The organism is Peijinzhouia sedimentorum, assembly GCF_049340005.1.
Lineage (GTDB): Bacteria > Bacteroidota > Bacteroidia > Cytophagales > Cyclobacteriaceae > CAXBDP01.
In genome coordinates, this window is the sequence record NZ_JBMPIY010000001.1 from 486826 (window position 1) to 512286 (window position 25461).

A 25461-nucleotide genomic window follows, 5' to 3' on the forward strand; every position below is an offset into this window, starting at 1 on the left:
TTCAGCAAGATTTTTTAAAAAGCTAGATAATTATCGAACTTCGACAAAAAAGCAAAATAGCTATGCAGCAATATCACGACTTAATGCGAAGGATTTTGGAGGAAGGTGTAAGCAAGTCAGACCGCACAGGCACGGGTACTATCAGTGTATTTGGACATCAGATGCGATTCGATTTGGCGAAAGGTTTTCCTTTGCTTACAACTAAAAAAGTCCACACGCGATCTATTATTCATGAACTGCTGTGGTTTCTTAAAGGCGATACTAACATTGCTTACCTCAAAGAAAATGGCGTAAGTATATGGGATGAATGGGCAAATGAAAAAGGAGACCTAGGCCCAATTTATGGCTATCAATGGCGCAGTTGGCCAACTCCCGATGGGCAACATATTGATCAGATTTCTCAGGTTATTGATCAATTGAAAAACAATCCTGACTCGCGTAGAATCATAGTGAGTGCTTGGAATGTCTCTGAAATATCAAAAATGGCTTTACCGCCTTGTCATGCATTTTTTCAGTTTTATGTAGCCAATGGCAAACTTTCTTGCTTGCTTTATCAGCGAAGTGCGGATGTGTTTTTGGGGGTTCCTTTTAATATTGCCTCCTATGCCCTACTCACCATGATGGTAGCTCAAGTTTGCGATTTAGAGCCTGGTGAATTTATTCATACGCTAGGTGATGCGCATTTGTATTCCAATCATCTGGAACAGGCAGATTTGCAATTGAGTAGGGATTTTAGACCATTGCCAAGCTTAAAGCTTAATCCTGAAGTAAAGAATATTTTCGATTTCAAATTTGAGGATATTTCTATCGAAAATTACGATCCACACCCTCACATTAAAGCTGCTGTTGCTGTTTGATTTAAGGAACCAACAAAGCAGCCAAAAAAGCGGGAGGATTTGAATTTGCAGGAGTCATGTATTCCTTTCCGTCCAAGGCAGCTATAAAGTGGATTCCAGTTGCATTGCTTGTGAATAAGTAATCCGCATTTGAAAGCTCAGTTATTTGTGCTTTCACTTCTATTACATGCTTGTCAATTTTCAGCATTTCATCAATGATCCATCTTCTACGAACACCATTTATACAACCCGTTTCCAAACTTGGTGTAAACAATTGATTATCCTTAATCCAGAATATATTTGAAGAAGAGGCTTCAGAGATATTCCCATTTGTATCCGTGATCAGTATTTCATTTAATTCTCGCTTTCTCATTTCCAGCCCAGCCTTCACATAAGTTAATGCACTTCCAGTTTTACAGAATGAAAAAGACTGAAAGACTGTATGGACTGAATTTGCTATTCCGACTTTGGCTTTAATCCCATAAGAACTCCATTTCATAGGAATGACCATCATTATGTAATCACAGCTATTTTGAGTTGGCGTGTAATACCCTCCCGCTTTTCTTACCACTTGCAAGCGAATTCGAAAATCACCATCTATCCTATTGAGTAAAATTAATTGAGTTATTTCTTCCTGTAGATTTTTTTCTGATATTGACTCATTCGCATCCATTTCTAGAATTTCCATTCCTTTTTTCAATCTATCTACATGGTATCGCAACCTCATTGCCTGTCCTTGATAGCAAAAAATAGTCTCGAATAAACTATCTCCATACATATAGGCACGGTTGCTCCAAAAGAATCCTAGATTACTCTCTTCTACTGTTCGGGAATTATAAATTACTTTCATTGGCTTAATTGACCACTTAATAACTTTAGATAATAGCCTGCAAATTGATTTTCTACCTTTAAGCTGAAATTTAAGGAAAATGTCTGAACGAAGTGGAATATTCGACATGATTGGACCAATAATGATTGGGCCAAGCAGCTCCCACACAGCCGGTGTGGTGAGGATCGGTCGTGTAGCCCGTAAAATACTCGGAGGACAGCCCAGTAAAGCTAGTATCACTTTCTACAATTCATTCGCAAGAACTTATGAAGGACATGGTAGCGATAGAGCAATAATTGCTGGCTTACTAGATTTCAAAACAGATGATGAAAGAATAAAAAATAGTTTGAGTTTAGCTCCAGAAGCTGGACTTGAATATTCTTTTAAGTCGGTGGGTAGTGCATCTACCCTACATCCAAATACAGTGAAAGTTATCATTGAACGAGAAGGAAGAACTGTTGAGGTAGTAGGAGAAAGTTTAGGTGGCGGTGTAATCCGCATTGTGGAGATTGATGGCTTTGAGTCAAATTTTTCTGCAAGTATGCACACCATGATTATAAAAGCAGAAGACAAAGCGGGTAGCATTGCTTTTATTACGGATATCATCGCGCATGACGATTGTAATATCGCCACTATGACGGTATCCAGAAAAGGTAAGTTTGGAATTGCTTGCCAAATGCTAGAAATGGACTCAGGAATCAAGCAGATTACCCTTGAGTATTTGAGACAACTATCTTGGGTTCAAGAAGTGATTTATATACCAGATATTGATTTATAAAATGTTAAAACGAATTTTAAGTGTTGCATTAATACTTTTGAGCTATTCGGCTTATTCACAGACGAGTACAAAGGTATGGACATTGGCAGAAGCGGTAGAATATGCCAAAGAACAGAATTTGCAAATCCAAAATGCGCAACTGAATGTAGAGTCTGCGCAGATTGGTTTTTCGCAGGCAAAATCCAATTTATTGCCTAACCTCAGCGCAAGTGGCGGAGGTGGGTATCGTTTTGGTCGTTCAATTGATCCTACCACAAATTTATTCGTGGATACACAGGTAGGGAATTTGAATTTAAACGCTAACGCAAGTGTTACGCTATTTCAGGGACGACAGTTAGCAAATAACATTAAGCAATCACAATCAAGCTTACAAGCTAGCCAATATAATCTTCAAGATTCTGAATTCAACGTGGCTGTAAATGTGGCTTCCCAGTATTTAAATGTGTTGTTCGCAAAGGCACAACTTCAGAATGCGGAATTACAAGTGAGTATCACAGGTGAACAATTAGCGCGTACTAAGAGACTAGTAGCTGCTGGTGCTGCACCACTTGCCAATCAATTAGATATTGAAGCCCAGTTTGCTTCTGATGAATTGGCTGTGGTGACTGCTGAGAATCAAGTAGCAATTTCTACTCTGGCTTTAAAGCAAAGTTTATTACTACCGGTAGGTGAACCATTCGAGATAGAAGAGCCAGATATTGATATTGAGGCACTTCAATTTAGCTTGGCTGATCCTGAAGTTGTATATAATATTTCTAGCGCAACGCAACCTAGTATCAAAGCTGCTGAAATGAATTTGTTAGCTGCTGAATATGGTGTTAAATCTGCAAAAGGAGCACATTTACCTTCCATAAACCTTAGCTTTGGTGCCTTCTCTAATTACTCTGACATTCGTGATGAAATTTTTCGCCCTGACGGCACTTTTCAAACAGTTTCAACTCCAGTCGGCTATGTGGGCTCAACAGGTGAAACAGTGTTTAGAGACCAACAAGTGGCAGGTGGAGAAACTCAAACTTATACAATAGCAGGCCAATTCAGAGATAACCTTTCACAGTCATTAAACTTGTCAATTAATATACCTATTTTCAATAGGTTTAGCATTAGAAACAATGTGTCTCGTGCTAAAATAGAAAAACAAAGAGCTGAGATACAGACAAACCAAGCAAAGCAAACTTTAAGGCAAACAATCGAAGCTGCATATACAGATGCTTTGGCCGCTTCTAAGAGCTATCAAGCAAATACAAGAAGGCTATCGTCATTAGAAGAAGCATTTAGAGCTGCTGAATCAAGGTTCAATCAGGGTGCAGCAAATGCTGTAGATTACCAAGTAGCTTCAAATAATTTGATTAGAGCTAGAATTGATCTCTTAAGAGCAAAATACGAATTGATATTCCGCACCAAGGTGCTTGATTTTTACATGGGAAAACCTTTATCACTAAATTAAAATGGCAAAAGAAAAAAAAGGCAATAAGGTTCTTTGGACCCTTATTATAGTAGTAGTAGTAGTATTTATTGGTGCAATCATTGCAAAAAATGCCGGATTAATCGGTGGAGCAACTGAAATCGAAGTTGAACTTGGCAAAGTATCTAATGCCTCAATTACCGAAAAGGTAACTGGCGCTGGTGCAATACAGCCAGAGGTAGAAATCAAGTTGAGTCCAGACGTTGCAGGTGAAATTATTGAGCTGAATGTAATGGAAGGTGATTCAGTTTATATGGATCAGCTTTTGGTTAAAATAAGACCAGATAATTTAATCTCTGTTTTGGATAGAACAAAGGCTACTTTAAATCAACAACTTGCTAATTTATCGTCTTCAGAAGCAAATTACCAAAGGGCACAGGCAAATTACACAAGAGCAAAGCAGGATTATGAGAGAAACTTAGCATTGTTCAATGAAAAAGTAATTTCAGAAGCTGATTTTCAAGTATCGGAAGCTAATTACAAGGTTGCTCAAAATGATTTGGAATCAGCAAAGCAAAGCATCGAAGCTGCGAAATTTATTGTCGAGAGTTCAAAAGCATCTGTTGCTGAAGCTGAGCAAAATGTAAGGCTTACCAATGTATTTTCTCCAATTACAGGTATCGTTTCCAAACTTAGTGTTGAAAAAGGCGAACGTGTGGTAGGAACATCCCAAATGGCGGGTACAGAAATGATGACTATAGCAGACCTTAACCGTATGGAAGCTAGAGTCAACGTGAATGAAAATGATGTAATTAGAATTTCATTAGGAGATACAGCTATCATTGATGTAGATGCATACAGCTACACAGGACAAAAGTTCAAAGGTATAGTTACTTCTATTGCAAACACCGCAAATACAAAAGCATCACAAGACGCTGTGACTGAATTTGAAGTAAGAATAAGATTGCTAAATGAGTCGTTTGCATCTCTTATGGCTGAGAGAGGCGGAAGACCTCCTTTCAGACCAGGAATGACTTCAAGTGTTGATATTATTACTCGTAGAGTAGATAACACACTTTCCGTTCCTCTATCGGCAGTAACAACTCGTAGCCCATCACAATTGGCGGCTGCTGAAAGTGGAAATGTTGCTCCAACAACTACCACATCTACGATTACTCGTCCGGATGATTTGAAAGAAGTTGTTTTCGTAAACGAAAATGGTATTGTGAAAATGGTTGAAGTTACTACTGGAATTAGCGATTTTGAAAGAATCCAAATCCTTGATGGTTTAACTGAAGGCCAAGAAGTTGTAATTGGTCCATACTTTATTTTGAGCAATAGACTTAAAGAAGGTGATGCTGTGAAAAAATCAACTACTCCTCAAGCAATGCAAACTCAAGCTCAGAATTAACCTGAAATAATTTTCAGAGTCAAAATATTTATATAAGCAAAAAATGCCATCAATCGATGGCATTTTTTGCTTATATATAGTTCATTAATGAGTTTAGCTTTGACCAATAGTCAGCTCATTTTTTTTATCTAGGCGATATTCAGTTATACTAAAAACCAATTCCTCCTTAATAAGATTTGATTACAAAATTTATATAGCCCTTCCTCAAAAATCTCTTTCGATTTACATTCTTTTTGATAGATTGAGCTGTGAATCTTGAGTCACAAGAAATAATATTCTTTAAAAGACATAATTACCCATATGATTATAGGTGTATTAAAGGAATCGAAGGATGAAAATCGAGTTGCCATTCCACCAGAGGTTGCTAAAACTCTAATTAGCTGGAATGTTGAAGTTTGGGTAGAAAGCCAGGCAGGCCATTCTGCTTTTGCTGAAGACTCCATTTATGAGCTCGCAGGCGCTATTATTAAATCTAGGGATGAAGTAATCAAAAATGCAGATATTATTTGCTGCATACATCCTATTTGGGTAGATGAACTTAATCAAATGAAGCCAAATACAGTTTTAATGGGGCAGTTTCAAGCCCTATTTAATCGAGAGCTCACGGATCATTTTTTAACTTCTGGCCGAACAGTTTTTAGTATGGAATTAGTGCCAAGAATCACGCGCGCGCAGTCGATGGACGTGCTCTCATCTATGGCAACTGTATTAGGATATAAAGCTGTATTAATGGCAGCGAATTTATTACCTCGCTTTTTCCCAATGTTTATGACCGCTGCAGGTAGCATCACTCCTTCTAGAGTCTTGGTGATTGGAGCAGGCGTTGCAGGTTTGCAAGCAATTGCCACTGCTAAGAGATTGGGCGCAACTGTTTATGCATTTGATGTAAGAAAAGCTGCCAAAGAAGAAGTATTGTCTATAGGAGCAAAATTCGTAGATGTAGAAGGGGCTTCGGAAGACAAAGCAGCGGGAGGATATGCGATTGAGCAATCTGAAGAGTATATCCAAAAGCAAAAGGACACCATTCATGAACATGCTATAAAAGCAGATGTAATTATCACCACGGCTCAAATTCCAGGTAGAAAAGCTCCTCTATTGGTAGAAGAACGAACTGTTCATGCAATGAAGCCCGGCTCGGTAATTATTGACTTGGCAGCATCGTCTGGAGGCAATTGTGCTCTTTCACAAGCGGATCAAACTATAGAAGTGAATGGCGTGAAAATAGTCGGCGTAGGCAATTTGCCTTCCGACCTTCCGCAAGATGCCAGCAAAATGTATGGCAAGAATTACCTCAATTTCTTAAAGCTCATTATTAAAGACGGCCAACTTGATCTCAACTTTGAAGATGAAATTGTAACTGGCACTTGTGTTTGCCATGCCGGCGAAGCCATTTCTCCTCGTCTTATTCAACAACTGAAACCACAATCATAAGCTATGGAAAACATTCTCAGCTTTCTTGGCGAAAACATGGATATGATTTACTTCTTGATACTGGCAATCCTGCTAGGAATAGAAGTAATATCCAATGTGCCTGCCATTTTGCATACACCGCTTATGTCTGGCGCCAATGCCATTCATGGAGTCGTAATAGTAGGTGCAATTATCGTAATGCTGCAAGCCTCGCCTGACGATTACGTCGCGCAAATCATTGGTTTTTTGGCAGTTGTCATGGGTACACTCAATGTAGTTGGCGGCTTTGTCGTGACAGATCGCATGCTTGAAATGTTCAAAAAGAAACCTACAACTAAGAAATAATGAGCCTAAATATATTAGAAATCAGCTACTTGATAGCTTCGCTTACTTTTGTAATTGGTCTCAAAATGCTAAGCCATCCCGATACTGCACGTAAGGGAAATCGCATTGCCGGATTTGGAATGTTAATAGCCATTTTGGCAACCATATTCCTATTTCAAGATTTTGACTCAGCTAAAATCGCAAATTATGGGTTAATCGTTTTGGGACTTTTGGTCGGCACCATTATCGGGAATATCATGGCCAAAAAGGTGAAAATGACCTCAATGCCTCAAATGGTTTCTTTCTTTAATGGAATGGGCGGTGCATGCGCTGCTTTGATTGCCATAATAGAATTTCGTCATCACGATCCAAGCTTAATGATGTCCTCTTTTGATGGCGCCATGCTTATCATGCTTTTGGGACTTACCATCGGTAGTGTATCGTTTTCAGGTTCACTAATCGCTTATGGCAAGTTAGAAGGTAAAATCAAAGACAAAGTCCTCCCGCTCAATCAGGTATTTAATATGGCTATGCTATTAGCAATGGTCAGTCTCATGGTTGTATTGATGATGAGCGACCAAATGAACAATCCGATTTTCTATGTATTACTTGCATTAGCTCTTATTTATGGCGTCATGTTCGTAATGCCAATTGGTGGTGCAGATATGCCCGTGGTTATTTCATTGCTCAACTCATTTACGGGTGTAGCCGCTGCTTTTGGAGGATTTTTATACGGAAACAAAGCCATGCTAACAGGTGGAATCTTAGTTGGCTCTGCCGGCACTATTTTAACGATTCTGATGTGCAAGGCGATGAACCGTTCGCTTACCAATGTACTCTTAGGCGCATTTGGAGGAGCAAAAGCGGGAGGTTCAGGCAAGGAAGCTGGCGATCAAACAGTTCGTGAAATTTCTATCAACGACGCTTCTGTTTTACTCTCTTACTCACATTCGGTAGTGATTGTGCCAGGCTATGGATTAGCAGTAGCACAAGCACAGCATATTTGCCATGAACTGGAGCAAATGCTTGAAGATAAAGGTGTGGAGGTGAATTATGCCATTCACCCGGTAGCTGGTAGAATGCCTGGCCACATGAATGTACTTTTGGCCGAAGCTGACGTACCTTATGAAAAGCTGAAGGAAATGGAAGAAATCAATCCTAAGCTTAGCAATACAGATGTGGTGATTGTAATTGGAGCAAATGATGTGGTGAACCCAGCTGCCAAAAATGATCCTTCCTCTCCTATTTACGGAATGCCAATATTGGAAGTAGATGCCGCCAAAAACGTAATCATCCTTAAACGAGGAATGAGTGCAGGATATGCTGGCATCGAAAATGAACTCTTCTTTTACCCAAAAACCAGAATGCTATTTGGTGATGCAAAAGATTCACTACAAAAATTGGTGAGCGAAGTAAAAGAGTTGTAATTGTCCGCTTTGGCTGAACTCGTTCAAGCTTACCAGGCAGGCGTCCGCTTGGGCTTTTCTAGAAGAAGCCAAAACCTCTGCGTAAATCTCCGCACACTCCGCGGTAAATAAAAAAGAAGAATTTAAACGCAAAGAATCGCCAAGGGAAGACGCAGCGTTCGCAGAGATAAAGTATAATTCCTTTACGCCTAAATCTTCGTGCATATCTAGATTTTGAAAAAGAACAGTCTAAACGCAGTACCAAAAAGAAGAAATAGGAATAATTATCCTTACCATTCAATTCATTAGTAACTTGCAGCATCATGTCAGCGCTACTAATCATACTTACTGCCATAGTCGTTTCCACATCCTCAGGATTGTTGGGTAGCTTCCTTATGCTGCGTCGTATGTCGATGGTGGGAGATGCTATAAGTCATGCAGTACTGCCAGGCATTGTATTGGCCTTTCTAGTATCAGGTTCTCGTGATTCAGTTTGGATGGTACTAGCCGCCGGACTAGCGGGTATGCTTACTACATTCCTAATCGAATTCTTCCACCATAAAGGCAAATTACAAACCGATGCCTCTATTGGCGTAACCTTCACTTGGTTATTTGCCATCGGGGTAATTCTTATCTCAGTATTTGCAGGACAAGTAGATTTAGACCAAGAATGTGTGCTCTATGGCGAAATTGCCTATGTGCCAATTGACTTATGGATCACAACTTCAGGTACTATTATGGGACCTCGCGTACTTTATACCACAAGCATCAGTTTACTATTAGTCGTCACATTTATCATATTGTTTTATAAGGAGTTAAAGATTACAACCTTCGATCCTGAGTTTAGCAAAATCAATGGTATCCGTTCTCAATTAGTGCATTACTTACTAATGGGATTTGTAAGCTTAACCACCGTTACAGCTTTCGAAGCGGTGGGTGCTATACTTGTGGTGGCCTTTATGGTAAGCGCTCCAGTTACGGCCTATTTACTTACAGACAAGCTCAAGCGACTCCTTTGGCTTACAGTATTAATTGGAGTTGTCAATTCTGTACTAGGCTATTTTTTAGCTGTAGCAATAGATGGAAGTATAGCAGGCGCCATTGCCACCGTAGCTGGACTTACATTTGCAGTAGTGTTTGTTGTCTCGCCCTATACAAGCGTATTTGAAAAACGCAAAAAGCGAGTGCAAAACAATCCACAACCGATTCATTGAACTATTCAATATTCATAATCGGTTTCTAGCACAGAGTTTAGACCAAATGAAAATAGCTATTTACCTTTTCTGCTTTGCGATAATGCCATCCATGTTAATGGCCAATCCTCCCGCCAATTCCGCAAAAGTGGCTAAGGTGGTAGAATGGGTTGAGTTTGAACAATTAGATTCATTAATCGCAGAAAATCCTAGACTAATCATGATCGATGTATATGCTACTTGGTGTGGCTTCTGTAAGCAAATGGATTTAGTTACCTTCAGAAATAAAAATGTTGCCGAGCAAGTAAACCAGCATTTTTACGCTTTAAAACTTAATGCCGAATCAGACAAAAAAGTAACTTTTAAAGGAATCACCACCACCGAAGCAGAATTGGCCGCTGCATTTAGAGTGCAAAGTTTGCCTACCATATTATTTCTAGATGAAACTATGCAAGAGGTTACGCCAGTGCCGGGATTTAGAAACGCCAAAGACTTTGTAACTTTGCTGGACTTTATCCAAAATGCTTATCATAATTAATGTCTGTTTCCTCTTTTTCTCAAAATGATGATACTATCCTCGCCCTTGCTACGGCACCTGGTGTGGGAGCAATTGCAGTTCTGCGACTTTCAGGCAAAGATGCTATAGATATATGCAATCAAGTGTTTTACGGAAAAGATTTAAGTAAACAGAAAGGATATACCCTACATTTTGGAACCATAAAAGATGGCGAAAAATTGATAGATGAGGTATTGGTCTCTTTGTTTAGAGGTCCAAAATCATTCACTGGCGAAGATGTAATTGAGATTTCAACCCACGGTTCACCCTATATTGTGCGGGAGGTTATGCGCCTATTATTGCATAAAGGAGCCCGACTAGCAAAAGCTGGTGAATTTACCCAAAGAGCCTTTTTGAATGGGCGCTTTGATTTGGCACAAGCTGAAGCCGTTGCTGACCTGATTGCCGCAGATTCTGATATGGCACATAAGGCTGCCATGCATCAAATGCGTGGTGGTTTCAGCCAAGAGATTGCCCAGCTAAGAGAAGAACTTATTCATTTTGCCTCGATGATTGAGTTGGAGCTTGACTTCTCCGAAGAAGACGTGGAATTTGCTTCTAGAGAGCAATTGAGAAGCCTTATCGAAAAGCTATTGATAGCAATACGGAGTTTAGCTTCTAGCTTTGCTTTAGGCAATGTGATAAAAAAAGGCGTGTCCACCGTAATTGCAGGTAAACCAAATGCTGGCAAATCCACCCTACTCAATGCTTTGCTCAATGAAGAAAAAGCCATCGTCTCCGAAATAGAAGGAACTACAAGAGATTTCATAGAAGACACCATCAATATCGAAGGTATTAGTTTTCGGTTTACCGATACTGCCGGCTTGCGCGACACCAGCGATGTAGTAGAAGCTATGGGCGTAGCTCGTACCAAAAGCAAAATGAAAGAAGCTTCTATAATCCTCTATTTGGCAGACCTAAAAAAAATAAGCATTGCTGAGCTACAAGCCGAATCTACTGGATTACAAAGCTTGAATCTGCCCATTCTTCTAATAGGCAATAAAAGTGACTTACTATCGGAGCAAGAAAAAGCAAATTGGCAAACTAGCTTTCCAGAAATGCTTTTTATCTCAGCATCCCATAAAAATGGTTTGGAAGAGCTGAAAAGCAAATTGCTAGAAACTATAGAAAAAGATAAAATTGCCGGTAGCGATACAATAGTAACCAACGAAAGGCATTACCATCAACTCAAGCAAACTGAGCAATCGCTAATGGCAGTAATTACTGGCTTAGAAAATGGCATCAGCAATGACTTCCTCGCCATGGACATCCGGCAATCCCTCCACCACCTTGGCGAGATCACAGGGAGTATCACCACAGAAGACTTGCTGGATAATATCTTTAGTAAGTTTTGTATCGGAAAGTAATTACATTTCCTTTACTACTCTAAACCCTTCTTTTTCTATCATTTATGCGGTTTTTCTTTCCTTTACTTGTTGCTAATTTTCCCTTTTTTTGCTTATATTTGTTTCTAATCTGTTACTGATAGCAACAGGTTTGTTGGTAGCAACAAGATTTTTAGCAACAGGCGAAATCATGTTACATAGAGATACACCCCGATACAAAGGGATATTCTCTGAGACATTTTTAAGCCAAAAAGGAAAACACCATGAGCAGCAGTATAGAAGTTCCAAAGATTTGTCAGGACTGCGGAAAGTCTTTCATCGCAAAGACAACCGTAACCAAATTTTGCAGCCACAAGTGCGCCTCCCGAAACTACAAGAAGCGTAAGCGAGAAGAAAAGGTTGAGGAGGTCGCCCCTATCGTGGTACAGAGAATTGAATACAATCAGGAACAGTTGAAGGACAAAGATTTTCTCAGTGTAGAGGAAACCTGCAAGCTCTTAGGTGCAAGCCGCATGACAATCTATCGGCAGATAAAAGCCGGAAACATCCGAGCGGCAAAGATTGGCAGTCGCACAATCATCAAGAGAACCGAAATCGATAAACTGTTTCAGATATGAAGGTAACACTAAGACAACGCAACCAGGGCGGACAGACCAGCTTATACCTCGACTATTACCACAAGGGAAAGCGGAAAACCGAGTACCTAAAATTGTACCTCGACCCCAATGCAAAGACCAAGGAGGAAAAAGAGGTCAATAAAAAGACCATGCAACTTGCAGAAACCATCAGGGCGCAAAGACAAATCGAAATCCAAAACGGTGTTTATGGCTTTCGTGATCAGGAGAAGCAAAAAGGCAGCTTCCTTTCCTACATTGAATTGCTTGCACAGCAAAGGGATGACAGCCCCGGCAATCATGGCAATTGGACCAGCATGATTAAGCACCTGAAAGCCTTTTGCACCTATGATTTATCTTTCACGGAAGTGGACAGGCAGTTTGTCCAGGACTTCAAACAATACCTTGATAAGAAGGCCATAGCCCACGGAAATCAGAAGCTATCCCAAAACTCCAAGTACTCCTATTTCAATAAGCTAAGGGCAGCCCTGAAACAGGCCGTAAAAGATGGCATCATTCCAACCAATCCTTCTGAAGGTGTAGAAGCATTCAAGCAAGGAGAACCTGAAAGAGAGTTTTTGACACTGGATGAGCTGCAAGCAGCAGTAAAGGCAGAATGTGAAATTCCCATCCTGAAAACGGCATTCATTTTTTCATGCCTTACAGGGCTGCGCTGGTCAGATATAAATAAGCTCCTTTGGTCTGAGGTGCAGCACTCAAATGAAATGGGCTACTACATCCGATTCAGACAGAAGAAAACCAAAGGAGCAGAAACCCTACCCATTTCAGAACAAGCCTTCGGCTTGCTCGGAGAACGTGAGGAAAGAGAAGAAAGAGTTTTCAAAGGTTTGAAGTATTCGGCATGGCACAACCTGAAATTGCAACAATGGATGATGAAAGCCGGAATCTCCAAAACAATCACTTTCCATTGCGCCCGTCATACCTACGCAACATTGCAGCTTACAATGGGAACCGACATTTACACGGTTTCAAAGCTCTTAGGCCATAGGGAGCTGAAAACAACCCAAGTCTATGCAAAAATCATAGACGACAAGAAAAAAGAGGCAGCCAGTAAAATCAAACTTGACTTATGAGCAATCAAACCAAAATACTTGACGACATTCTCTACCAGGGGCTTCGCCCTTGGTCAGAGAAAAACAGCGTGGACGAAAAGTTTGCTCCAAAGTTCCGTGCCCTGAAAGAAGCCTCCACTGATTATCCATTCCGGTATGAAATCAAATTTGAAAGGCCATTTGACAACAAAACCAAATACTACTCAAAGCTGATTCTAAACACCCTCAAAACGGACGTTGAAAGGCTCTACAACCTCATCAGTGAAGACGATACAGAAAACCTCATCCGCTATTGGCTGGATGATACTTTGAACAAGCGTTTAAAGACACGTTTAAAAGACATTGGAAAGCTGATTAAAGAGAAGGATTTTGATTTGACATTAATAGATCCCAAAAAAGTTTCCATTGAGTTTGACCAGGCTCACAAAGCCAACACCTATATCATCCAATTGCTAAAGCTTGCATACATGCAGCTTTACCTCGAAATCCAAGATGCTTTCAGCACTTGGATTGATGATAAGTTGGTGATAGAGGATTTTTACACCCAGCTACTACTTGAACCAATACCGCAGAAACCTTTATTGACCGAGATTCAAATCATTGAAGTTGAAGCAAAGAAAGAACCAACTAAAAAGTCCCAACCTGAACCAACGGTAAATTCATTTCATTCATTTACCTACAAGCAATTCAGCACAAGTCCAGACAAGCTAACTGATTTATGTGATAGCCTCAAAAAGAACAATTTCATTAGCAAAGAAACTCAGCTATCCAGTTTCAGAAAGATTTTCTCAGGAGACGAAATCAAAACTCCTATTGTCTGGACAGGCAACGTAAGTGAGTTCTATTACTTCGTCAAATTGCTTTACACTAAATACAAATTGGTTGCAGACCTAAAGCAAAACCAATGGAAAGTTGCTTGCAAATGCTTTATTAAAACTGATGGATCATTCTTCGAACATGAAGGTCTTAGGAAAAATCAAGCTCCCAAGTCAACAGGCCATTTATTGGAATCCGCTATTTCATTGCTGAAATAAGCCGCTCGACACTTTACTCCTATTATCTTTATTCTGTTTTTGTTTAGCCCTCTTTTTCAAAAAAAATGGGCTATTCTTTTTTTCAGCCCACTCGACACTCGACACTCGACACTCCCCCCGCCATTCTACACTCATAACGCCCTGTTAGCCATTCTAATTTAGCCCCGTATTCGACAATCGAATATGACATTTGGCCAGATGTCCATTTCCTAATTCATAATTGATTAAGTCATGGACGAAATAATTGAACGTCTTGAAAATCTCCAACGCCTAATTGAGAGCCAGGGGATTTACACAAAGGAAGTTTTAAACTTCAATGAAGCTTGCCAGTATCTGGAGCTTTCCCAATCTCACTTGTACAAATTGACAAGTGCAGGGAGCATTCCGCACTACAAGCCCAATGGAAAGAAGCTCTATTTCAAAAGAAGCGAGTTGGAAAGCTGGTTGCTACGCAACCGCAATTCCACTCAGGAAGAAATAGACCAAAGGGCAGCGGATTACCTAATCAAGAAAGGGAGGGTGAAGCTATGAACGAGATAATGGATATGATCTTGACGCTAACTCAAGACATTAAAACAGTCAAAGCCTACCTCCTCAACTTCCATAAATCTCGCTTGCAGCAATTCAGCGAAGAATGGATTGATGGACAGGTAGTGATGCAAACGCTTCACATCAGCAAAAGAACCCTCCAATCCCTTCGGGATAGTGGGGTTCTTCCCTACAGCCGAATCAATGGCAAATTCTACTACAAGGTTTCTGATATAGAAGCCTTGCTGGAATCCAATTACTCACCTTCAAAATCAAAGCACTATGGAGGTAAGTAGAAAAGCCATTCTCGACAAAACGCACTACGGCCTGAATATCTATGCCCATGTGCTGCGACACTACTATCCGGTTGAAACAGTCCTTTCCCTTTCGGGAAGGGACTGCAAACCTGCAAAGAACCCATTCAATGCGGACAAGCCCACATTGATTGTGAAGGTAGTTGACGGATGTGCTACGCACACCGATTCAGAAGAAGCCATTGCACCAGGCAATGCCTTTGATTTTGCAACATTACATTTCAGCCTCGAAGGGCAAGCCCTTCTCGACAAGCTGAATGAAGAACTGCATTTGCGTATCGGTAAGCAGCAAGGTTTTTACAGGCAGTCAGAATCGCAACCTGCGGTTGCTCTTCCTGAAATAGTCAAACCAGCTCCGCCAGTTTTCAGCTATTTCAACAAGCCTGTTACCAACACAATCCCAAGTCGGCAAGCCTCCTTGGTTGAGGTGTACCACCTTATCAAAGGCAATGAATTTGCTTCGTGTACAAGTACACTCCGCAACATTCCCGACCCAAAGGAAGCCAGAAAGTACAAGGCTCAAAATTTCGATTATGTGACCTTCTCAGGCACTTTCTCCAAGAGAAATGATGCAAACCTTCAAAGACATTCAGGTTTGCTCACAATCGATTTTGACCACATTCAGGACATTCCTTCACTCAAGACGGCACTACTCAACGACCACTACTTCGAAACGGAGCTACTGTTTTTATCTCCTTCAGGTGATGGCCTCAAATGGGTAATTCCAATAGACTTGACGCAAGCCAAACACCAGGACTATTTCAAGGCAGTGGCAAACTACGTTTCCCACACCTACCAACTCGAAATAGACCAATCCGGAAAGGACATTTCAAGAGCATGTTTCCTTCCGCATGATTCAGAAATATTCATCAATCCTAAATACTTGTAGGACATGGAAAGAAAAACATTCAATCCGCAGGATTGGCTTAATCAGCCAACCCCGCAACCGAAAGTGACAGAGCAACAAACTTTCAATACAGATTCTCAACCAGACGAAGTAGAACGTATCATCCAAAGCATTGAAGCCAACCGAACAGATATTACCTCCACATATAGCGATTGGGTAAATATCGGCTTTGCCTTCTCTGATGAGTTTGGAGAAAATGGCCGTATCCTATTTCATAGGGTGAGCCAGTTTTATCCAGGCTATTCCGCACCGGAGTGCGACAAGCAATTTGACAATTGCTTGAAATCAAAAGGTCATGGCGTTTCACTAAAGACCTTTTTCTACCTCGCCAAGGATGCAGGAATTGACATTGCCCCTCCACGGACAGAAAAACAGGATCAGCGAACCTTCAAAAGTGAAAAGCTGAATGGTAGTCAATCTGAATACCACCAGCCCGAAAATCAGGAACCGGAAGAAATGCCAACCCTTCCAGATTCCTTGTTTCCTGAACTTCCTGAATTTCTGCAAAAGGTTGTGGCGGTTGCCACTTCCAATGAGGAAAGGGATATTCTACTCCTCGGTTCCCTCGGAGCTATCAGTGCATGCTTGCCCAAAGTATCGGGCATCTATGATGGTAAACGAGTATTCCCAAATCTATTCCTATTCATTACCGCTCAGGCATCCGCAGGGAAAGGCCGCTTGGTGCATTGTCGTCAGTTGGTCAACCCCATTCACAAAGAATTGAGGGAACAAGCCAAACTCCACAAACAACACTATGAATTGGAAATGGCAGAATACAACTCCAAGAAGGGAAAGGAAGACGGTATCGAGAAGCCAGCCAAACCACCTGAAAAGATGCTGTTCATTCCAGCCAACAACAGTTCAACGGGAGCTTATCAACTTTTGGGTGATAGTGATGGCAGGGGGCTGATATTCGAGACCGAAGGAGACACCTTAGCCCATGCCTTCAAAAGCGATTACGGAAATTACAGTGATGGCTTTAGAAAAGCCTTTCACCATGAAACCATTTCCTACTATCGCAGAACTGACCGTGAGTTTGTGGACATAGAAAGCCCTTGCCTTTCTACTGTCCTTTCAGGAACGCCAAAACAAGTTTCGGCATTGATTCCCAACGCTGAAAACGGCTTATTCAGCCGTTTCATCTTCTATTTCATGAACGTTCGCCCGGTATGGAAAAATGTATTTGCCAGTCAAACGGATAACGGACTGGACGATTACTTTGAAGCCCTGGGCAATGAGTTCTATGAACTCTACAAAGTCATCATGCAGGATGAACCCCGCCAGTTTCACCTTACAGCAGACCAACAGGAGCAATTCAACCAGTTCTTTGGCCAGATACAGGAGAAATACATGAACCTTCAAGGGTTGGACTACATGGCTACTATCAGAAGGTTAGGTTTGATTGCTTACCGAATCTCCATGATATTCTCCGCTTTGCGGATCATGGAAACGGGTGACACTTCCAAGAAGCTGATTTGTGAGGAAAGGGATTTTCAAGCTTCGCTTTCAATGGTAAAAGTATTGGTGAAGCATTCCAGTAAAGTATTTGGAGAACTTCCACAAGAAGAACCCAAGCCAAGTAGAATGAATAAGAAGGAGAAGTTTCTGTATGCCTTGCCACATAAATTCAATCGGCAGAAGTATCTCGAAGTAGCAAAAGCCATGAGCATTCCGGCAAAGACAGCCGAAGGCTATATCACCGCTTTTGCCAAATCGGGATTGATTCACCGTGAATCTCAGGACAATTATATCAACACCACACTTGAGGAAGTTAAGGATTCTAAGGATGCTGAGGACTTATGATCCTTGGCATCCTCCATTTCCTCAAAATCCTGAAATCAGTTTACCACTACTTTTTGCTTTTACTATCGTTTTCTTTTCTTATATTAGCCAAATATTGACAAGTCATAAATTAACAGGCCATGCACTTTGGTGAAAGGATAAGAGAGCTTAGAGAAAGTCAGGGATTGCTTCAACGACAGTTGGCGGCAAACCTTGAAATTGATACACCCATGTTCAGTAAAATTGAGCGTGGTGAACGGAAAGCCAAACGAGATCAGGTTTTGAAAATTGCAGGACTACTCAAAACAAATGAACAAGAATTGCTGGCATTGTGGTTGGCTGACCAAATAAAGGAGCTTGTAACCGATGAAGATCAGGCATTGCAAGCCTTAAAAATTGCTGAACAAGATATTAACCAAGCAAACACCAAATAAGAATGAACCAAGTACAACATAATGCTATCGTTAATTTCATCTGGAGTATTGCTGATGATGTGTTACGTGATGTCTATACACGAGGAAAATACAGAGATATAATCTTGCCCTTTACCGTGCTTCGCAGGTTAGATGCCATTTTGGAACCATCCAAAGACAAAGTCTTGGAAATGCATCAAAAACTAAACGAAATGAAGATTGATAACCAATCTGCTCAATTGCGTAAAACCTCTGGTTATGTCTTTTACAATACTTCAAAATACACCTTCAAAAGGTTATTAAACGAACCGGGCAATATTCGTCAAAACTTAGAAACTTACCTGGATGGCTTTAGTAGCAATGTGCAGGATATCATCAGTAAGTTCAAGTTAAGAAACCAATTGGAGACCTTGGAAGAAGGCAACATTACCTTTCCACTGATTGAAAAGTTTTGCTCAAGCACTATTAACCTAAGCCCAATGCCTATCACAGATAAAGACGGCAATGTAGTCATGGAAGGCTTGACCAATTTAGGGATGGGCTATGTGTTTGAAGAACTGATACGCAAGTTTAACGAAGAGAATAACGAAGAAGCCGGAGAACACTTCACCCCAAGGGAAATCATTCGCTTAATGACCCACCTTATTTTTGAACCGCTCAAAGGAAAGATTAAGGACGGTACGTATTTGATTTACGACCCTGCTTGTGGTAGTGGAGGGATGCTTACCGAAGCGGAACACTTCGCCAAGAAACTCAACCCCAAAGCTACTTTCCACTTGTACGGTCAGGAAGTAAACCCAGAGACCTATGCCATCTGTAAAGCAGATATGCTGATAAAAGATGAAGACCCGGAGAAGATTGCTTTTGGCTCTACACTGAGCAAAGACGGCTTCCCCAATCTTCAATTTGATTTCATGATTAGTAACCCACCTTATGGGAAAACATGGAAAGTAGATGCAGATGCTATTATTGATAAAAAAGACATCATAGATCCTCGCTTTACAGTAGGTGTCCCCCGAGTAAATGACGGGCAATTGCTGTTTGTCATGAACATTGTCTCTAAGCTGAAAACCAATAGTGATTTGGGCAGTAGAGCAGCCACCATCCATAATGGTTCCGCATTGTTCACTGGTGATGCAGGTCAAGGAGAAACAGAAATACGCAAATACCTTTTTGAGAATGATTTGCTGGAAGCGGTAATTGCGCTACCCAATGATTTGTTTTACAACACGGGCATTCCCACGTACATTTTTATCCTGAACAACAAGAAGGAAGAAAAGCGAAAGGGAAAACTACAACTCATCAATGTTACCTCGGAGCAGTTTTACAGCAAAATGCGCAAGCCTTTGGGCAAAAAACGTGTGGAGTTTAGCAAAGACCATATCCGTAAGATTACCGACCTGTTTTTGAACTTTGAGAACACCGCCCACAGCATCATTCTTGACAATGAAGACTTTGGTTACAGCCAGATAACCGTACACCGCCCACAGCGTGATGAAGATGGAAATATCATCAAGGATGCCAAAGGCAAACCCAAAAGTGATAATGCGCTTAAAGACAAGGAAAACATTCCTTTGAAGGACGACATAGATGCCTTTTTTGCCAAAGAGGTCACCCCTTTTGTGCCGGATGCCTGGTACAAAAAAAGCGAAACCAAAGTTGGCTATGAAATCAATTTTGCCAAATACTTCTACCAGCACAAAGCACCAAGGAGCTTAGAAGAAATATCTGCCGATATTTTCAAAATTGAGGAAGAGACAGAGCATCTGTTAAAAGAAATAATTGAAGCGTAAATGATGGTACAAGACAGAAATACTACCAAATGGATATCCACTGTTCCTGAGCATTGGAAAACTTTGCGTATCAAAAATATCTTTGCTGAGATAGATGAACGAAGCGAAACAGGCGAAGAAGAATTGCTTTCTGTTTCTCATTATACCGGAGTAACCAAAAAGAGAGACAGCCTTGAAAACGAGGATGATTTCATTAGCAATGCTAAAACACTGGTAGGCTACAAAAAAGTAGCTGAGAATGATTTGGTAAGCAACATCATGTTGGCTTGGAATGGCAGTTTGGGCATTTCAAAATACGATGGTATTACAAGCCCTGCATATTGCGTGTATCGCATCAAGGGAGAAAACAACCCGCATTACTACGGCTATTTGTTTTCTACAGCTATAATGAAGGCTGAATTTAGAAAAAAATCCTTCGGTATTATAGATAGCCGATTACGCTTGTACTCCGATAAGTTTTTCAGTATTCCAGTGGCGGTTCCTCCAAAGGTTGAACAAGACCAAATCGTATTTTACATAAAAGCCCAATCCAAAAAAATAAAGCACTTCATCCAGAAAAAGCAAGCATTTATTGAGTTGCTAAAAGAGCAAAGGCAGGCGGTTATAAATCATAAATTAATTAGTGAAGATCAAAAGGTAAAAATTAAATACTGCGTTACGAAGGTCGGAGCTGGTGTTACCCCTACAGGTGGAGCAACTGTTTACAAGAATAGTGGTGTTATCTTTTTGAGAAGTCAAAATATTCATAATGATGGCTTGCGGCTGGATGATGTAGCGTTTATCACTGAAGATATTCACAAGAGCATGAATGGCTCTCAAGTCAAAAAAGACGATGTTTTAATAAATATCACTGGTGCTTCCATAGGAAGAACCTTTGTGTTTGAATTAGACGAAGAAGCAAACGTCAATCAACACGTTTGCATTTTAAGGCCAGTAAAGGAGAAAATTCTCCCCAAATTCTTAATGCTTCAATTACAATCTGATATGATTCAAAATCAGGTAAAAACAATTGAAGGAGCTTCCAGAGAAGGTTTAACAAACAGTATCTTAAAAAACTACTATATCTACACCCCTCCAATAGAACGCCAAGAGGAATTGATTACAGAGATAAAAACCGAAACCGCCAAAATTGACCAAGCAATTTCCAAAACAGAGAAAGAAATAGAACTCATCAAAGAGTACCGGGAAGCCATGATAGCCGAAGCTGTAGTGGGGAAATTACATCATAAAATAATAAAGCCGGAAGTATGTCAAACGACAAGCCTGTAAAACCAACTAATGAGCTGAGCGAGTTCATTTTATACACTGCCCCTTCGGGTGAAGTGAAGGTGGAGATTTATGTGCAAAACGAAACCGTTTGGCTTACACAGCAAAAAATAGCCGACCTCTTTGGGGTGTCCAAATCTACTATTAGTGAGCATCTTAGCAATGTGTATGACAGTGGCGAACTGGACAGAGAGGCAACTGTTCGGAAATTCCGAACAGTTCAAACGGAAGGCGATAGAGAGGTTGCCCGTAATTTAGAATATTACAACTTAGACGCTATCATTTCTGTAGGTTACCGGGTCAACTCAGCTAAGGCAACCCAATTCCGTATCTGGGCTACCAAAACCTTAAAAGAATACATCATCAAAGGTTTCACCCTCGATGATGAACGCCTCAAGCAAGGTAAAACCCTGTTTGGAAAGGACTATTTCAAAGAGTTATTGGAGCGTGTCCGCTCTATCCGAGCCAGTGAGCGAAGAATTTACCAACAAGTGACCGACATCTTTGCCGAGTGTAGCATCGATTACGACCCGCAATCGCCCATTACAAAAGAATTTTACGCCACGGTTCAAAACAAATTTCACTTTGCCATCACAGGCAAAACAGCAGCCGAAATCATTTTCCTAAAAGCCGACAGCAAAAAAGAAAACATGGGTTTAACCACTTGGAAAAATGCTCCTGAAGGCAGAATCCTAAAATCAGATACCAGCATTGCCAAAAACTACTTGCAGGAAAAAGAAATCAAACAACTGGAACGTACCGTAACCGGCTACTTTGATTACATCGAAGGACTGATAGAACGAGAAAATACCTTTACCATGGAACAGTTGGCGTTGAGCGTCAATAAGTTTTTGGAATTTAATGAGTACAAAGTGTTGGAAGGACCAGGCAAAAAGTCAAAAAAACAGGCCGAAAATAAAGCCCACTCCGAATACGACAAGTTTAACAAAACCCAGAAAATAGAATCCGATTTTGATAAAATGGTTAAGGGATTGAAGAAAGGAAAATCGAAAGACAAGGAGTAAATATTACAACAGCAAAAATCAGAAAGTGAAAATGGATAACGCTCATAATATATCGGAAGAAGAAGTGGACAATGCTGTCATTGACGCTGGCGATGGTACAGAAAAAGAACAGATTGATGATCAGGCTCGCCTAATGGAAAAACCATTCGACCCTACCCTCATCAAGATAGAAACCAAAACTCCATCATTAGACACCTTAATCAAGCGCATAGAACGGAAAAGTATTCAAATGAATACTGAAACCTACTTTCAGCGCAAGGACGACTTGTGGGATAAAACCAAGCAAAGTCGCTTGATAGAATCCATACTGATCCGTTTCCCGCTACCTGCATTCTTTTTTGATGCAAGCGATGATAACAACTGGCTGGTGGTAGATGGCCTTCAACGTTTGAGCAGTATCCGAAACTTTGTTGTCGATAAAACCCAGCCGTTGACCAATTTGGAGTTTTTAACCCATCTAAACGGAAAATATTGGGATGATTTGCCTGAGGACCTTCAACGGGTAATAGAAGAAGCTCAGGTAGTGATTTACAAAATCATGCCTGGCACTCCTACCGATGTGAAGTTCAACATCTTCAAGCGCATCAATACAGGTGGTCTTATCTTAGAACCCCAAGAAATTCGCCATGCTTTGTTCCAAGGGCGTCCTGCTACTTTCATTTATGAATTGGCAAACCTCAAAGCGTTTAAGGAGGCTACCAACAATAAAATCAAAGCTGATAGAATGCTCGACAGAGATTTTGCAAACCGTTTTCTTGGCTTCTATCTCCTAGGTATAGAAAATTATGGTACCAAGGATTTTGGCTATGATTTAGACTCCTACATGAGCAAGGCAATGGCTGAGATATACTCCAAATCTGAGGAGGAATTAGAAATAATAACCAATGCCTTTAAAGCATCGATGCTATTAGCAAAAACCATATTCGGAGACGAAGCATTTAGAAAAGTCCGAGCTACCAGCAAAAACAAACCACCAATAAACAAGGCTCTTTTTGATGCACTGTCCACACAGTTGGCTCTATTATCAGAAGATGAAGCAACACGCTTAAAGGCAAATAAAGATGTATTTAAAGCCAAACTAAAAGAAGAATTGACCAATAATGAGATATTCTTTCTTGCGGTAACAAGCAGCACCGGAGACAAAACCAAAGTGGCCACACGTCACAACAAAATCAGGGAATTAATTAATCAATCCATAGCAAATGATTAGTAGTATAGAAATTAAAAACTTTAAGTCTATCAAATCCAAAGTGTTCCCACTTCGGAATTTGAATGTGCTTTTAGGGCTAAATGGACAAGGGAAAAGCTCTTTTATTCAAAGTCTATTAGTATTACGCCAAAGCAATACTGAATCAGGTAGGTCTAATGGATGGCTTAACCTAAAAGGTAAATATGTAAATATTGGGAATACCAAAGATGCCTTTTATCAGTATGCCAAAAAGGAAGATTTGATTTTTAACCTTTCTCTTGGAGAAGAGATTACCATTCCTTTTCACTATGCTTATGAAATGGAAAAAGATGTTTTACCTCCAAAGGCGGACAAAAATATTTACGGAGAAACGGAAATCAAATATGAGTCATTGGTTAAGAGTGCAGAAAAGCATACTGGCTTATTTTCCAATCAATTTCAGTACCTCAATGCATATCGCATTAAACCCGAATCTACCTATCCCAAAAGCAACAATGAAGTAGTTCAAAACAGGAACATAGGGATGAATGGCCAATATGCTGTACACTTTATCGAAACCTATTATGATGAAGAAGTGGCATTTGACAATATTCTACATCCAAAATCTTTTGTGGAGGACACCTTAATTAAAAAAATAACGGTTGATAAGACCTTGGGAAATCAAATTAACCTATGGTTAGGTGAAATTTCCCCGGGTATTAAAGTTGTAGCTACTTCAATAAATCAAGATGAGGTATTACTCCAATATCAGTATGAGCAACGCACTTATGGACGAACCAACAGTTTCAAGCCTGAAAACGTTGGCTTTGGAATCACCTACACACTCCCTGTAGTTGCAGCATTGCTTTCAGCCCAACCAGGCACATTACTAATTATTGAAAACCCTGAAAGCCATATTCACCCCAAGGGTCAAGCTAAGCTCGGAGAACTGATTGCACTTGTCGCTCAAAACGATGTGCAAATTATTATTGAGACTCACAGCGACCATATAGTAAATGGCATTCGTGTAGGCATAAAGGAAGAGAAATTAAGCAAGGACAAAGCGGTGCTGTTTTATTTTAAGAAAATTATGGAAGATCAGGAGCAATTCTCTGCTATAACTGATATTGTTTTAGATAAAAACGGTACCCTGAGTGAATATCCCGAAAATCTATTAGATGAATGGACCAACCAATTATCAAAATTGATTTAGACTTATGGAATTAATGTTTAACGAGTTAAGTGTTGTTCCATATTCAGCGAATAAGTACGATGCAATTGAAAGAATGACATTGTTCGCCAAAACCTTTAAGAAATCAATGGATTTTGGCTTCAAACGCATTCGCTCAGATGTAAGTGTTTCTGAAATTCTCCTTGCGGACGACTATACAGTTCATAGCTGGCTCATAGATAGTGCCGTATCTCCTGAACTTAAAGGCTTTATGTTCGGAAGCATTATTACTCCATTTATAAACGAGGAAGATGGTCAGGTTGAGGAAGCCTTTATAGAAGCAGAGTATTTTTATAAAAGAAATGAAGCTGAAAAAGTACCCTGCTTAGGTTTAGCCGCGGCACATTTATACGAATTGCCAACGATTAGCCTCAATACCTCAGCCGAATGGCAAAGAAACTTGTTGCCGATAATCGTTGAGAAAGATGAAACCTCTGAAGACCACCAAATTCACAATGTATTTGACGAATCCTGTTTTGGCGAGGAAGGAATTGCCGCATTTGTTGAGAATCTTGGAGAAGTAGAATTAATCGAAACCAAATTGAATCCAGATGAGAAGGATATTCATTTAGCAGACCACCATGGAAAAGACGAGTTGCAAGCTCTTTGCAACCAACTTAAATATAATCAATATGTTACAGCCATGCGATCAACTGATTGGGGCGGGAACACTTTCATAAGAAAAATTCATAAAAATGGTGTCGTTGAGATAACGCTATTTAAGTCTCAAAGAAAGTACGCCTTATGGGTTCAAACAACCGGTAGAAACTACCGTGAAACAGAAGCCATTGCTCATAAATTAAGGGAAAGATATTCATAGCT

At 40.4% G+C, this 25461-nt stretch carries 25 protein-coding genes; 24 read left to right on the plus strand and 1 reads right to left on the minus strand.

The window, feature by feature from the left end; all coding sequences use genetic code 11:
• Window positions 1–62 precede the first annotated feature (62 nt).
• Window positions 63–857: a thymidylate synthase gene (locus tag ACOXY8_RS02170; protein WP_458329922.1), complete on the plus strand. Its 795-nt coding sequence runs from the start codon at window positions 63–65 to the stop codon at window positions 855–857.
• A gap of 1 nt (window position 858) precedes the next feature.
• Here ACOXY8_RS02170 and ACOXY8_RS02175 read toward each other — a convergent pair whose 3' ends face one another.
• Window positions 859–1686, minus strand: a complete 828-nt coding sequence (locus ACOXY8_RS02175) for an aminotransferase class IV (RefSeq protein ID WP_458329923.1) — start codon at window positions 1684–1686, stop codon at window positions 859–861.
• Window positions 1687–1765: 79 nt separating this feature from the next.
• Between ACOXY8_RS02175 and sdaAB the strand changes: the two genes are divergently transcribed.
• The 23 genes from sdaAB (at window position 1766) to ACOXY8_RS02290 (ending at window position 25459) form a co-directional block, all read left to right on the plus strand.
• The gene (sdaAB, locus tag ACOXY8_RS02180; RefSeq protein ID WP_458329924.1) at window positions 1766–2443 is read left to right on the plus strand and encodes an L-serine ammonia-lyase, iron-sulfur-dependent subunit beta; all 678 of its coding nucleotides are present in this window, start codon (window positions 1766–1768) and stop codon (window positions 2441–2443) included.
• Between the two features lies 1 nt (window position 2444).
• Window positions 2445–3887, plus strand: a complete 1443-nt coding sequence (locus tag ACOXY8_RS02185; protein ID WP_458329925.1) for a TolC family protein — start codon at window positions 2445–2447, stop codon at window positions 3885–3887.
• Window position 3888: 1 nt separating this feature from the next.
• Window positions 3889–5256: an efflux RND transporter periplasmic adaptor subunit gene (locus ACOXY8_RS02190; RefSeq protein WP_458329926.1), complete on the plus strand. Its 1368-nt coding sequence runs from the start codon at window positions 3889–3891 to the stop codon at window positions 5254–5256.
• Window positions 5257–5556: 300 nt separating this feature from the next.
• On the plus strand, window positions 5557–6687 hold the full coding sequence (locus ACOXY8_RS02195) for a Re/Si-specific NAD(P)(+) transhydrogenase subunit alpha (RefSeq protein WP_458329927.1): 1131 nt from the start codon (window positions 5557–5559) through the stop codon (window positions 6685–6687).
• A gap of 3 nt (window positions 6688–6690) precedes the next feature.
• A complete protein-coding gene (locus ACOXY8_RS02200) occupies window positions 6691–7011 on the plus strand; it encodes an NAD(P) transhydrogenase subunit alpha (protein ID WP_458329928.1) in 321 nt (106 codons plus the stop codon).
• Window positions 7011–8417 (plus strand): NAD(P)(+) transhydrogenase (Re/Si-specific) subunit beta, encoded by a 1407-nt coding sequence (locus ACOXY8_RS02205; protein WP_458329929.1) that lies wholly within the window; start codon window positions 7011–7013, stop codon window positions 8415–8417. Before ACOXY8_RS02200 ends, ACOXY8_RS02205 begins: the two co-directional genes overlap by 1 nt.
• Window positions 8418–8719: 302 nt before the next feature.
• Window positions 8720–9610: a metal ABC transporter permease gene (locus ACOXY8_RS02210; RefSeq protein ID WP_458329930.1), complete on the plus strand. Its 891-nt coding sequence runs from the start codon at window positions 8720–8722 to the stop codon at window positions 9608–9610.
• Between the two features lie 46 nt (window positions 9611–9656).
• Complete coding sequence (locus ACOXY8_RS02215; RefSeq protein ID WP_458329931.1) at window positions 9657–10127, plus strand: thioredoxin family protein; 471 nt, start codon at window positions 9657–9659, stop codon at window positions 10125–10127.
• Complete coding sequence (mnmE, locus tag ACOXY8_RS02220) at window positions 10127–11512, plus strand: tRNA uridine-5-carboxymethylaminomethyl(34) synthesis GTPase MnmE (protein WP_458329932.1); 1386 nt, start codon at window positions 10127–10129, stop codon at window positions 11510–11512. Before ACOXY8_RS02215 ends, mnmE begins: the two co-directional genes overlap by 1 nt.
• Before the next feature lie 242 nt (window positions 11513–11754).
• Window positions 11755–12108, plus strand: coding sequence for a helix-turn-helix domain-containing protein (locus ACOXY8_RS02225; RefSeq protein WP_184497459.1), 354 nt, complete (start codon window positions 11755–11757; stop codon window positions 12106–12108).
• Entirely contained in the window at window positions 12105–13199 is a 1095-nt protein-coding gene (locus tag ACOXY8_RS02230) for a site-specific integrase (RefSeq protein WP_184497461.1), read from the plus strand. Before ACOXY8_RS02225 ends, ACOXY8_RS02230 begins: the two co-directional genes overlap by 4 nt.
• Window positions 13196–14212, plus strand: coding sequence for a DUF6617 family protein (locus ACOXY8_RS02235; RefSeq protein WP_458329933.1), 1017 nt, complete (start codon window positions 13196–13198; stop codon window positions 14210–14212). Before ACOXY8_RS02230 ends, ACOXY8_RS02235 begins: the two co-directional genes overlap by 4 nt.
• 231 nt (window positions 14213–14443) lie before the next feature.
• Window positions 14444–14743, plus strand: coding sequence for a helix-turn-helix domain-containing protein (locus tag ACOXY8_RS02240; protein WP_073093951.1), 300 nt, complete (start codon window positions 14444–14446; stop codon window positions 14741–14743).
• Window positions 14740–15036 carry a helix-turn-helix domain-containing protein gene (locus tag ACOXY8_RS02245; protein WP_458329934.1) on the plus strand — a complete coding sequence of 99 codons (297 nt, stop codon included), beginning with the start codon at window positions 14740–14742 and terminating at the stop codon, window positions 15034–15036. The genes ACOXY8_RS02240 and ACOXY8_RS02245 overlap by 4 nt, the downstream gene beginning before the upstream one ends.
• The gene (locus ACOXY8_RS02250) at window positions 15023–15943 is read left to right on the plus strand and encodes a BT4734/BF3469 family protein (protein ID WP_458329935.1); all 921 of its coding nucleotides are present in this window, start codon (window positions 15023–15025) and stop codon (window positions 15941–15943) included. Before ACOXY8_RS02245 ends, ACOXY8_RS02250 begins: the two co-directional genes overlap by 14 nt.
• Before the next feature lie 3 nt (window positions 15944–15946).
• The gene (locus ACOXY8_RS02255) at window positions 15947–17764 is read left to right on the plus strand and encodes a DUF3987 domain-containing protein (RefSeq protein ID WP_458329936.1); all 1818 of its coding nucleotides are present in this window, start codon (window positions 15947–15949) and stop codon (window positions 17762–17764) included.
• 119 nt (window positions 17765–17883) lie between these two features.
• Window positions 17884–18177: a helix-turn-helix domain-containing protein gene (locus tag ACOXY8_RS02260; RefSeq protein WP_140938354.1), complete on the plus strand. Its 294-nt coding sequence runs from the start codon at window positions 17884–17886 to the stop codon at window positions 18175–18177.
• A 2-nt stretch (window positions 18178–18179) separates the two neighbouring features.
• The gene (locus tag ACOXY8_RS02265; RefSeq protein WP_458329937.1) at window positions 18180–19949 is read left to right on the plus strand and encodes a type I restriction-modification system subunit M; all 1770 of its coding nucleotides are present in this window, start codon (window positions 18180–18182) and stop codon (window positions 19947–19949) included.
• Window positions 19950–21218, plus strand: coding sequence for a restriction endonuclease subunit S (locus ACOXY8_RS02270; RefSeq protein WP_458329938.1), 1269 nt, complete (start codon window positions 19950–19952; stop codon window positions 21216–21218).
• Window positions 21197–22240, plus strand: a complete 1044-nt coding sequence (gene rhuM / locus ACOXY8_RS02275) for a RhuM family protein (protein WP_458329939.1) — start codon at window positions 21197–21199, stop codon at window positions 22238–22240. The genes ACOXY8_RS02270 and rhuM overlap by 22 nt, the downstream gene beginning before the upstream one ends.
• Before the next feature lie 31 nt (window positions 22241–22271).
• On the plus strand, window positions 22272–23450 hold the full coding sequence (locus tag ACOXY8_RS02280) for a DUF262 domain-containing protein (RefSeq protein ID WP_458329940.1): 1179 nt from the start codon (window positions 22272–22274) through the stop codon (window positions 23448–23450).
• Window positions 23443–24621, plus strand: a complete 1179-nt coding sequence (locus ACOXY8_RS02285) for an AAA family ATPase (RefSeq protein WP_458329941.1) — start codon at window positions 23443–23445, stop codon at window positions 24619–24621. Before ACOXY8_RS02280 ends, ACOXY8_RS02285 begins: the two co-directional genes overlap by 8 nt.
• A 4-nt stretch (window positions 24622–24625) precedes the next feature.
• Entirely contained in the window at window positions 24626–25459 is an 834-nt protein-coding gene (locus ACOXY8_RS02290; protein WP_458329942.1) for a hypothetical protein, read from the plus strand.
• Window positions 25460–25461: the final 2 nt, after the last annotated feature.

Bases quoted from the DNA above. Each gene is read 5' to 3' on its own strand.
- ACOXY8_RS02170 (WP_458329922.1), top strand. From the start codon at position 63: ATGCAGCAATATCACGACTTAATGCGAAGGATTTTGGAGGAAGGTGTA.
- ACOXY8_RS02175 (WP_458329923.1), bottom strand. From the start codon at position 1,686: ATGAAAGTAATTTATAATTCCCGAACAGTAGAAGAGAGTAATCTAGGA.
- sdaAB (WP_458329924.1), top strand. From the start codon at position 1,766: ATGTCTGAACGAAGTGGAATATTCGACATGATTGGACCAATAATGATT.
- ACOXY8_RS02185 (WP_458329925.1), top strand. From the start codon at position 2,445: ATGTTAAAACGAATTTTAAGTGTTGCATTAATACTTTTGAGCTATTCG.
- ACOXY8_RS02190 (WP_458329926.1), top strand. From the start codon at position 3,889: ATGGCAAAAGAAAAAAAAGGCAATAAGGTTCTTTGGACCCTTATTATA.
- ACOXY8_RS02195 (WP_458329927.1), top strand. From the start codon at position 5,557: ATGATTATAGGTGTATTAAAGGAATCGAAGGATGAAAATCGAGTTGCC.
- ACOXY8_RS02200 (WP_458329928.1), top strand. From the start codon at position 6,691: ATGGAAAACATTCTCAGCTTTCTTGGCGAAAACATGGATATGATTTAC.
- ACOXY8_RS02205 (WP_458329929.1), top strand. From the start codon at position 7,011: ATGAGCCTAAATATATTAGAAATCAGCTACTTGATAGCTTCGCTTACT.
- ACOXY8_RS02210 (WP_458329930.1), top strand. From the start codon at position 8,720: ATGTCAGCGCTACTAATCATACTTACTGCCATAGTCGTTTCCACATCC.
- ACOXY8_RS02215 (WP_458329931.1), top strand. From the start codon at position 9,657: ATGAAAATAGCTATTTACCTTTTCTGCTTTGCGATAATGCCATCCATG.
- mnmE (WP_458329932.1), top strand. From the start codon at position 10,127: ATGTCTGTTTCCTCTTTTTCTCAAAATGATGATACTATCCTCGCCCTT.
- ACOXY8_RS02225 (WP_184497459.1), top strand. From the start codon at position 11,755: ATGAGCAGCAGTATAGAAGTTCCAAAGATTTGTCAGGACTGCGGAAAG.
- ACOXY8_RS02230 (WP_184497461.1), top strand. From the start codon at position 12,105: ATGAAGGTAACACTAAGACAACGCAACCAGGGCGGACAGACCAGCTTA.
- ACOXY8_RS02235 (WP_458329933.1), top strand. From the start codon at position 13,196: ATGAGCAATCAAACCAAAATACTTGACGACATTCTCTACCAGGGGCTT.
- ACOXY8_RS02240 (WP_073093951.1), top strand. From the start codon at position 14,444: ATGGACGAAATAATTGAACGTCTTGAAAATCTCCAACGCCTAATTGAG.
- ACOXY8_RS02245 (WP_458329934.1), top strand. From the start codon at position 14,740: ATGAACGAGATAATGGATATGATCTTGACGCTAACTCAAGACATTAAA.
- ACOXY8_RS02250 (WP_458329935.1), top strand. From the start codon at position 15,023: ATGGAGGTAAGTAGAAAAGCCATTCTCGACAAAACGCACTACGGCCTG.
- ACOXY8_RS02255 (WP_458329936.1), top strand. From the start codon at position 15,947: ATGGAAAGAAAAACATTCAATCCGCAGGATTGGCTTAATCAGCCAACC.
- ACOXY8_RS02260 (WP_140938354.1), top strand. From the start codon at position 17,884: ATGCACTTTGGTGAAAGGATAAGAGAGCTTAGAGAAAGTCAGGGATTG.
- ACOXY8_RS02265 (WP_458329937.1), top strand. From the start codon at position 18,180: ATGAACCAAGTACAACATAATGCTATCGTTAATTTCATCTGGAGTATT.
- ACOXY8_RS02270 (WP_458329938.1), top strand. From the start codon at position 19,950: ATGATGGTACAAGACAGAAATACTACCAAATGGATATCCACTGTTCCT.
- rhuM (WP_458329939.1), top strand. From the start codon at position 21,197: ATGTCAAACGACAAGCCTGTAAAACCAACTAATGAGCTGAGCGAGTTC.
- ACOXY8_RS02280 (WP_458329940.1), top strand. From the start codon at position 22,272: ATGGATAACGCTCATAATATATCGGAAGAAGAAGTGGACAATGCTGTC.
- ACOXY8_RS02285 (WP_458329941.1), top strand. From the start codon at position 23,443: ATGATTAGTAGTATAGAAATTAAAAACTTTAAGTCTATCAAATCCAAA.
- ACOXY8_RS02290 (WP_458329942.1), top strand. From the start codon at position 24,626: ATGGAATTAATGTTTAACGAGTTAAGTGTTGTTCCATATTCAGCGAAT.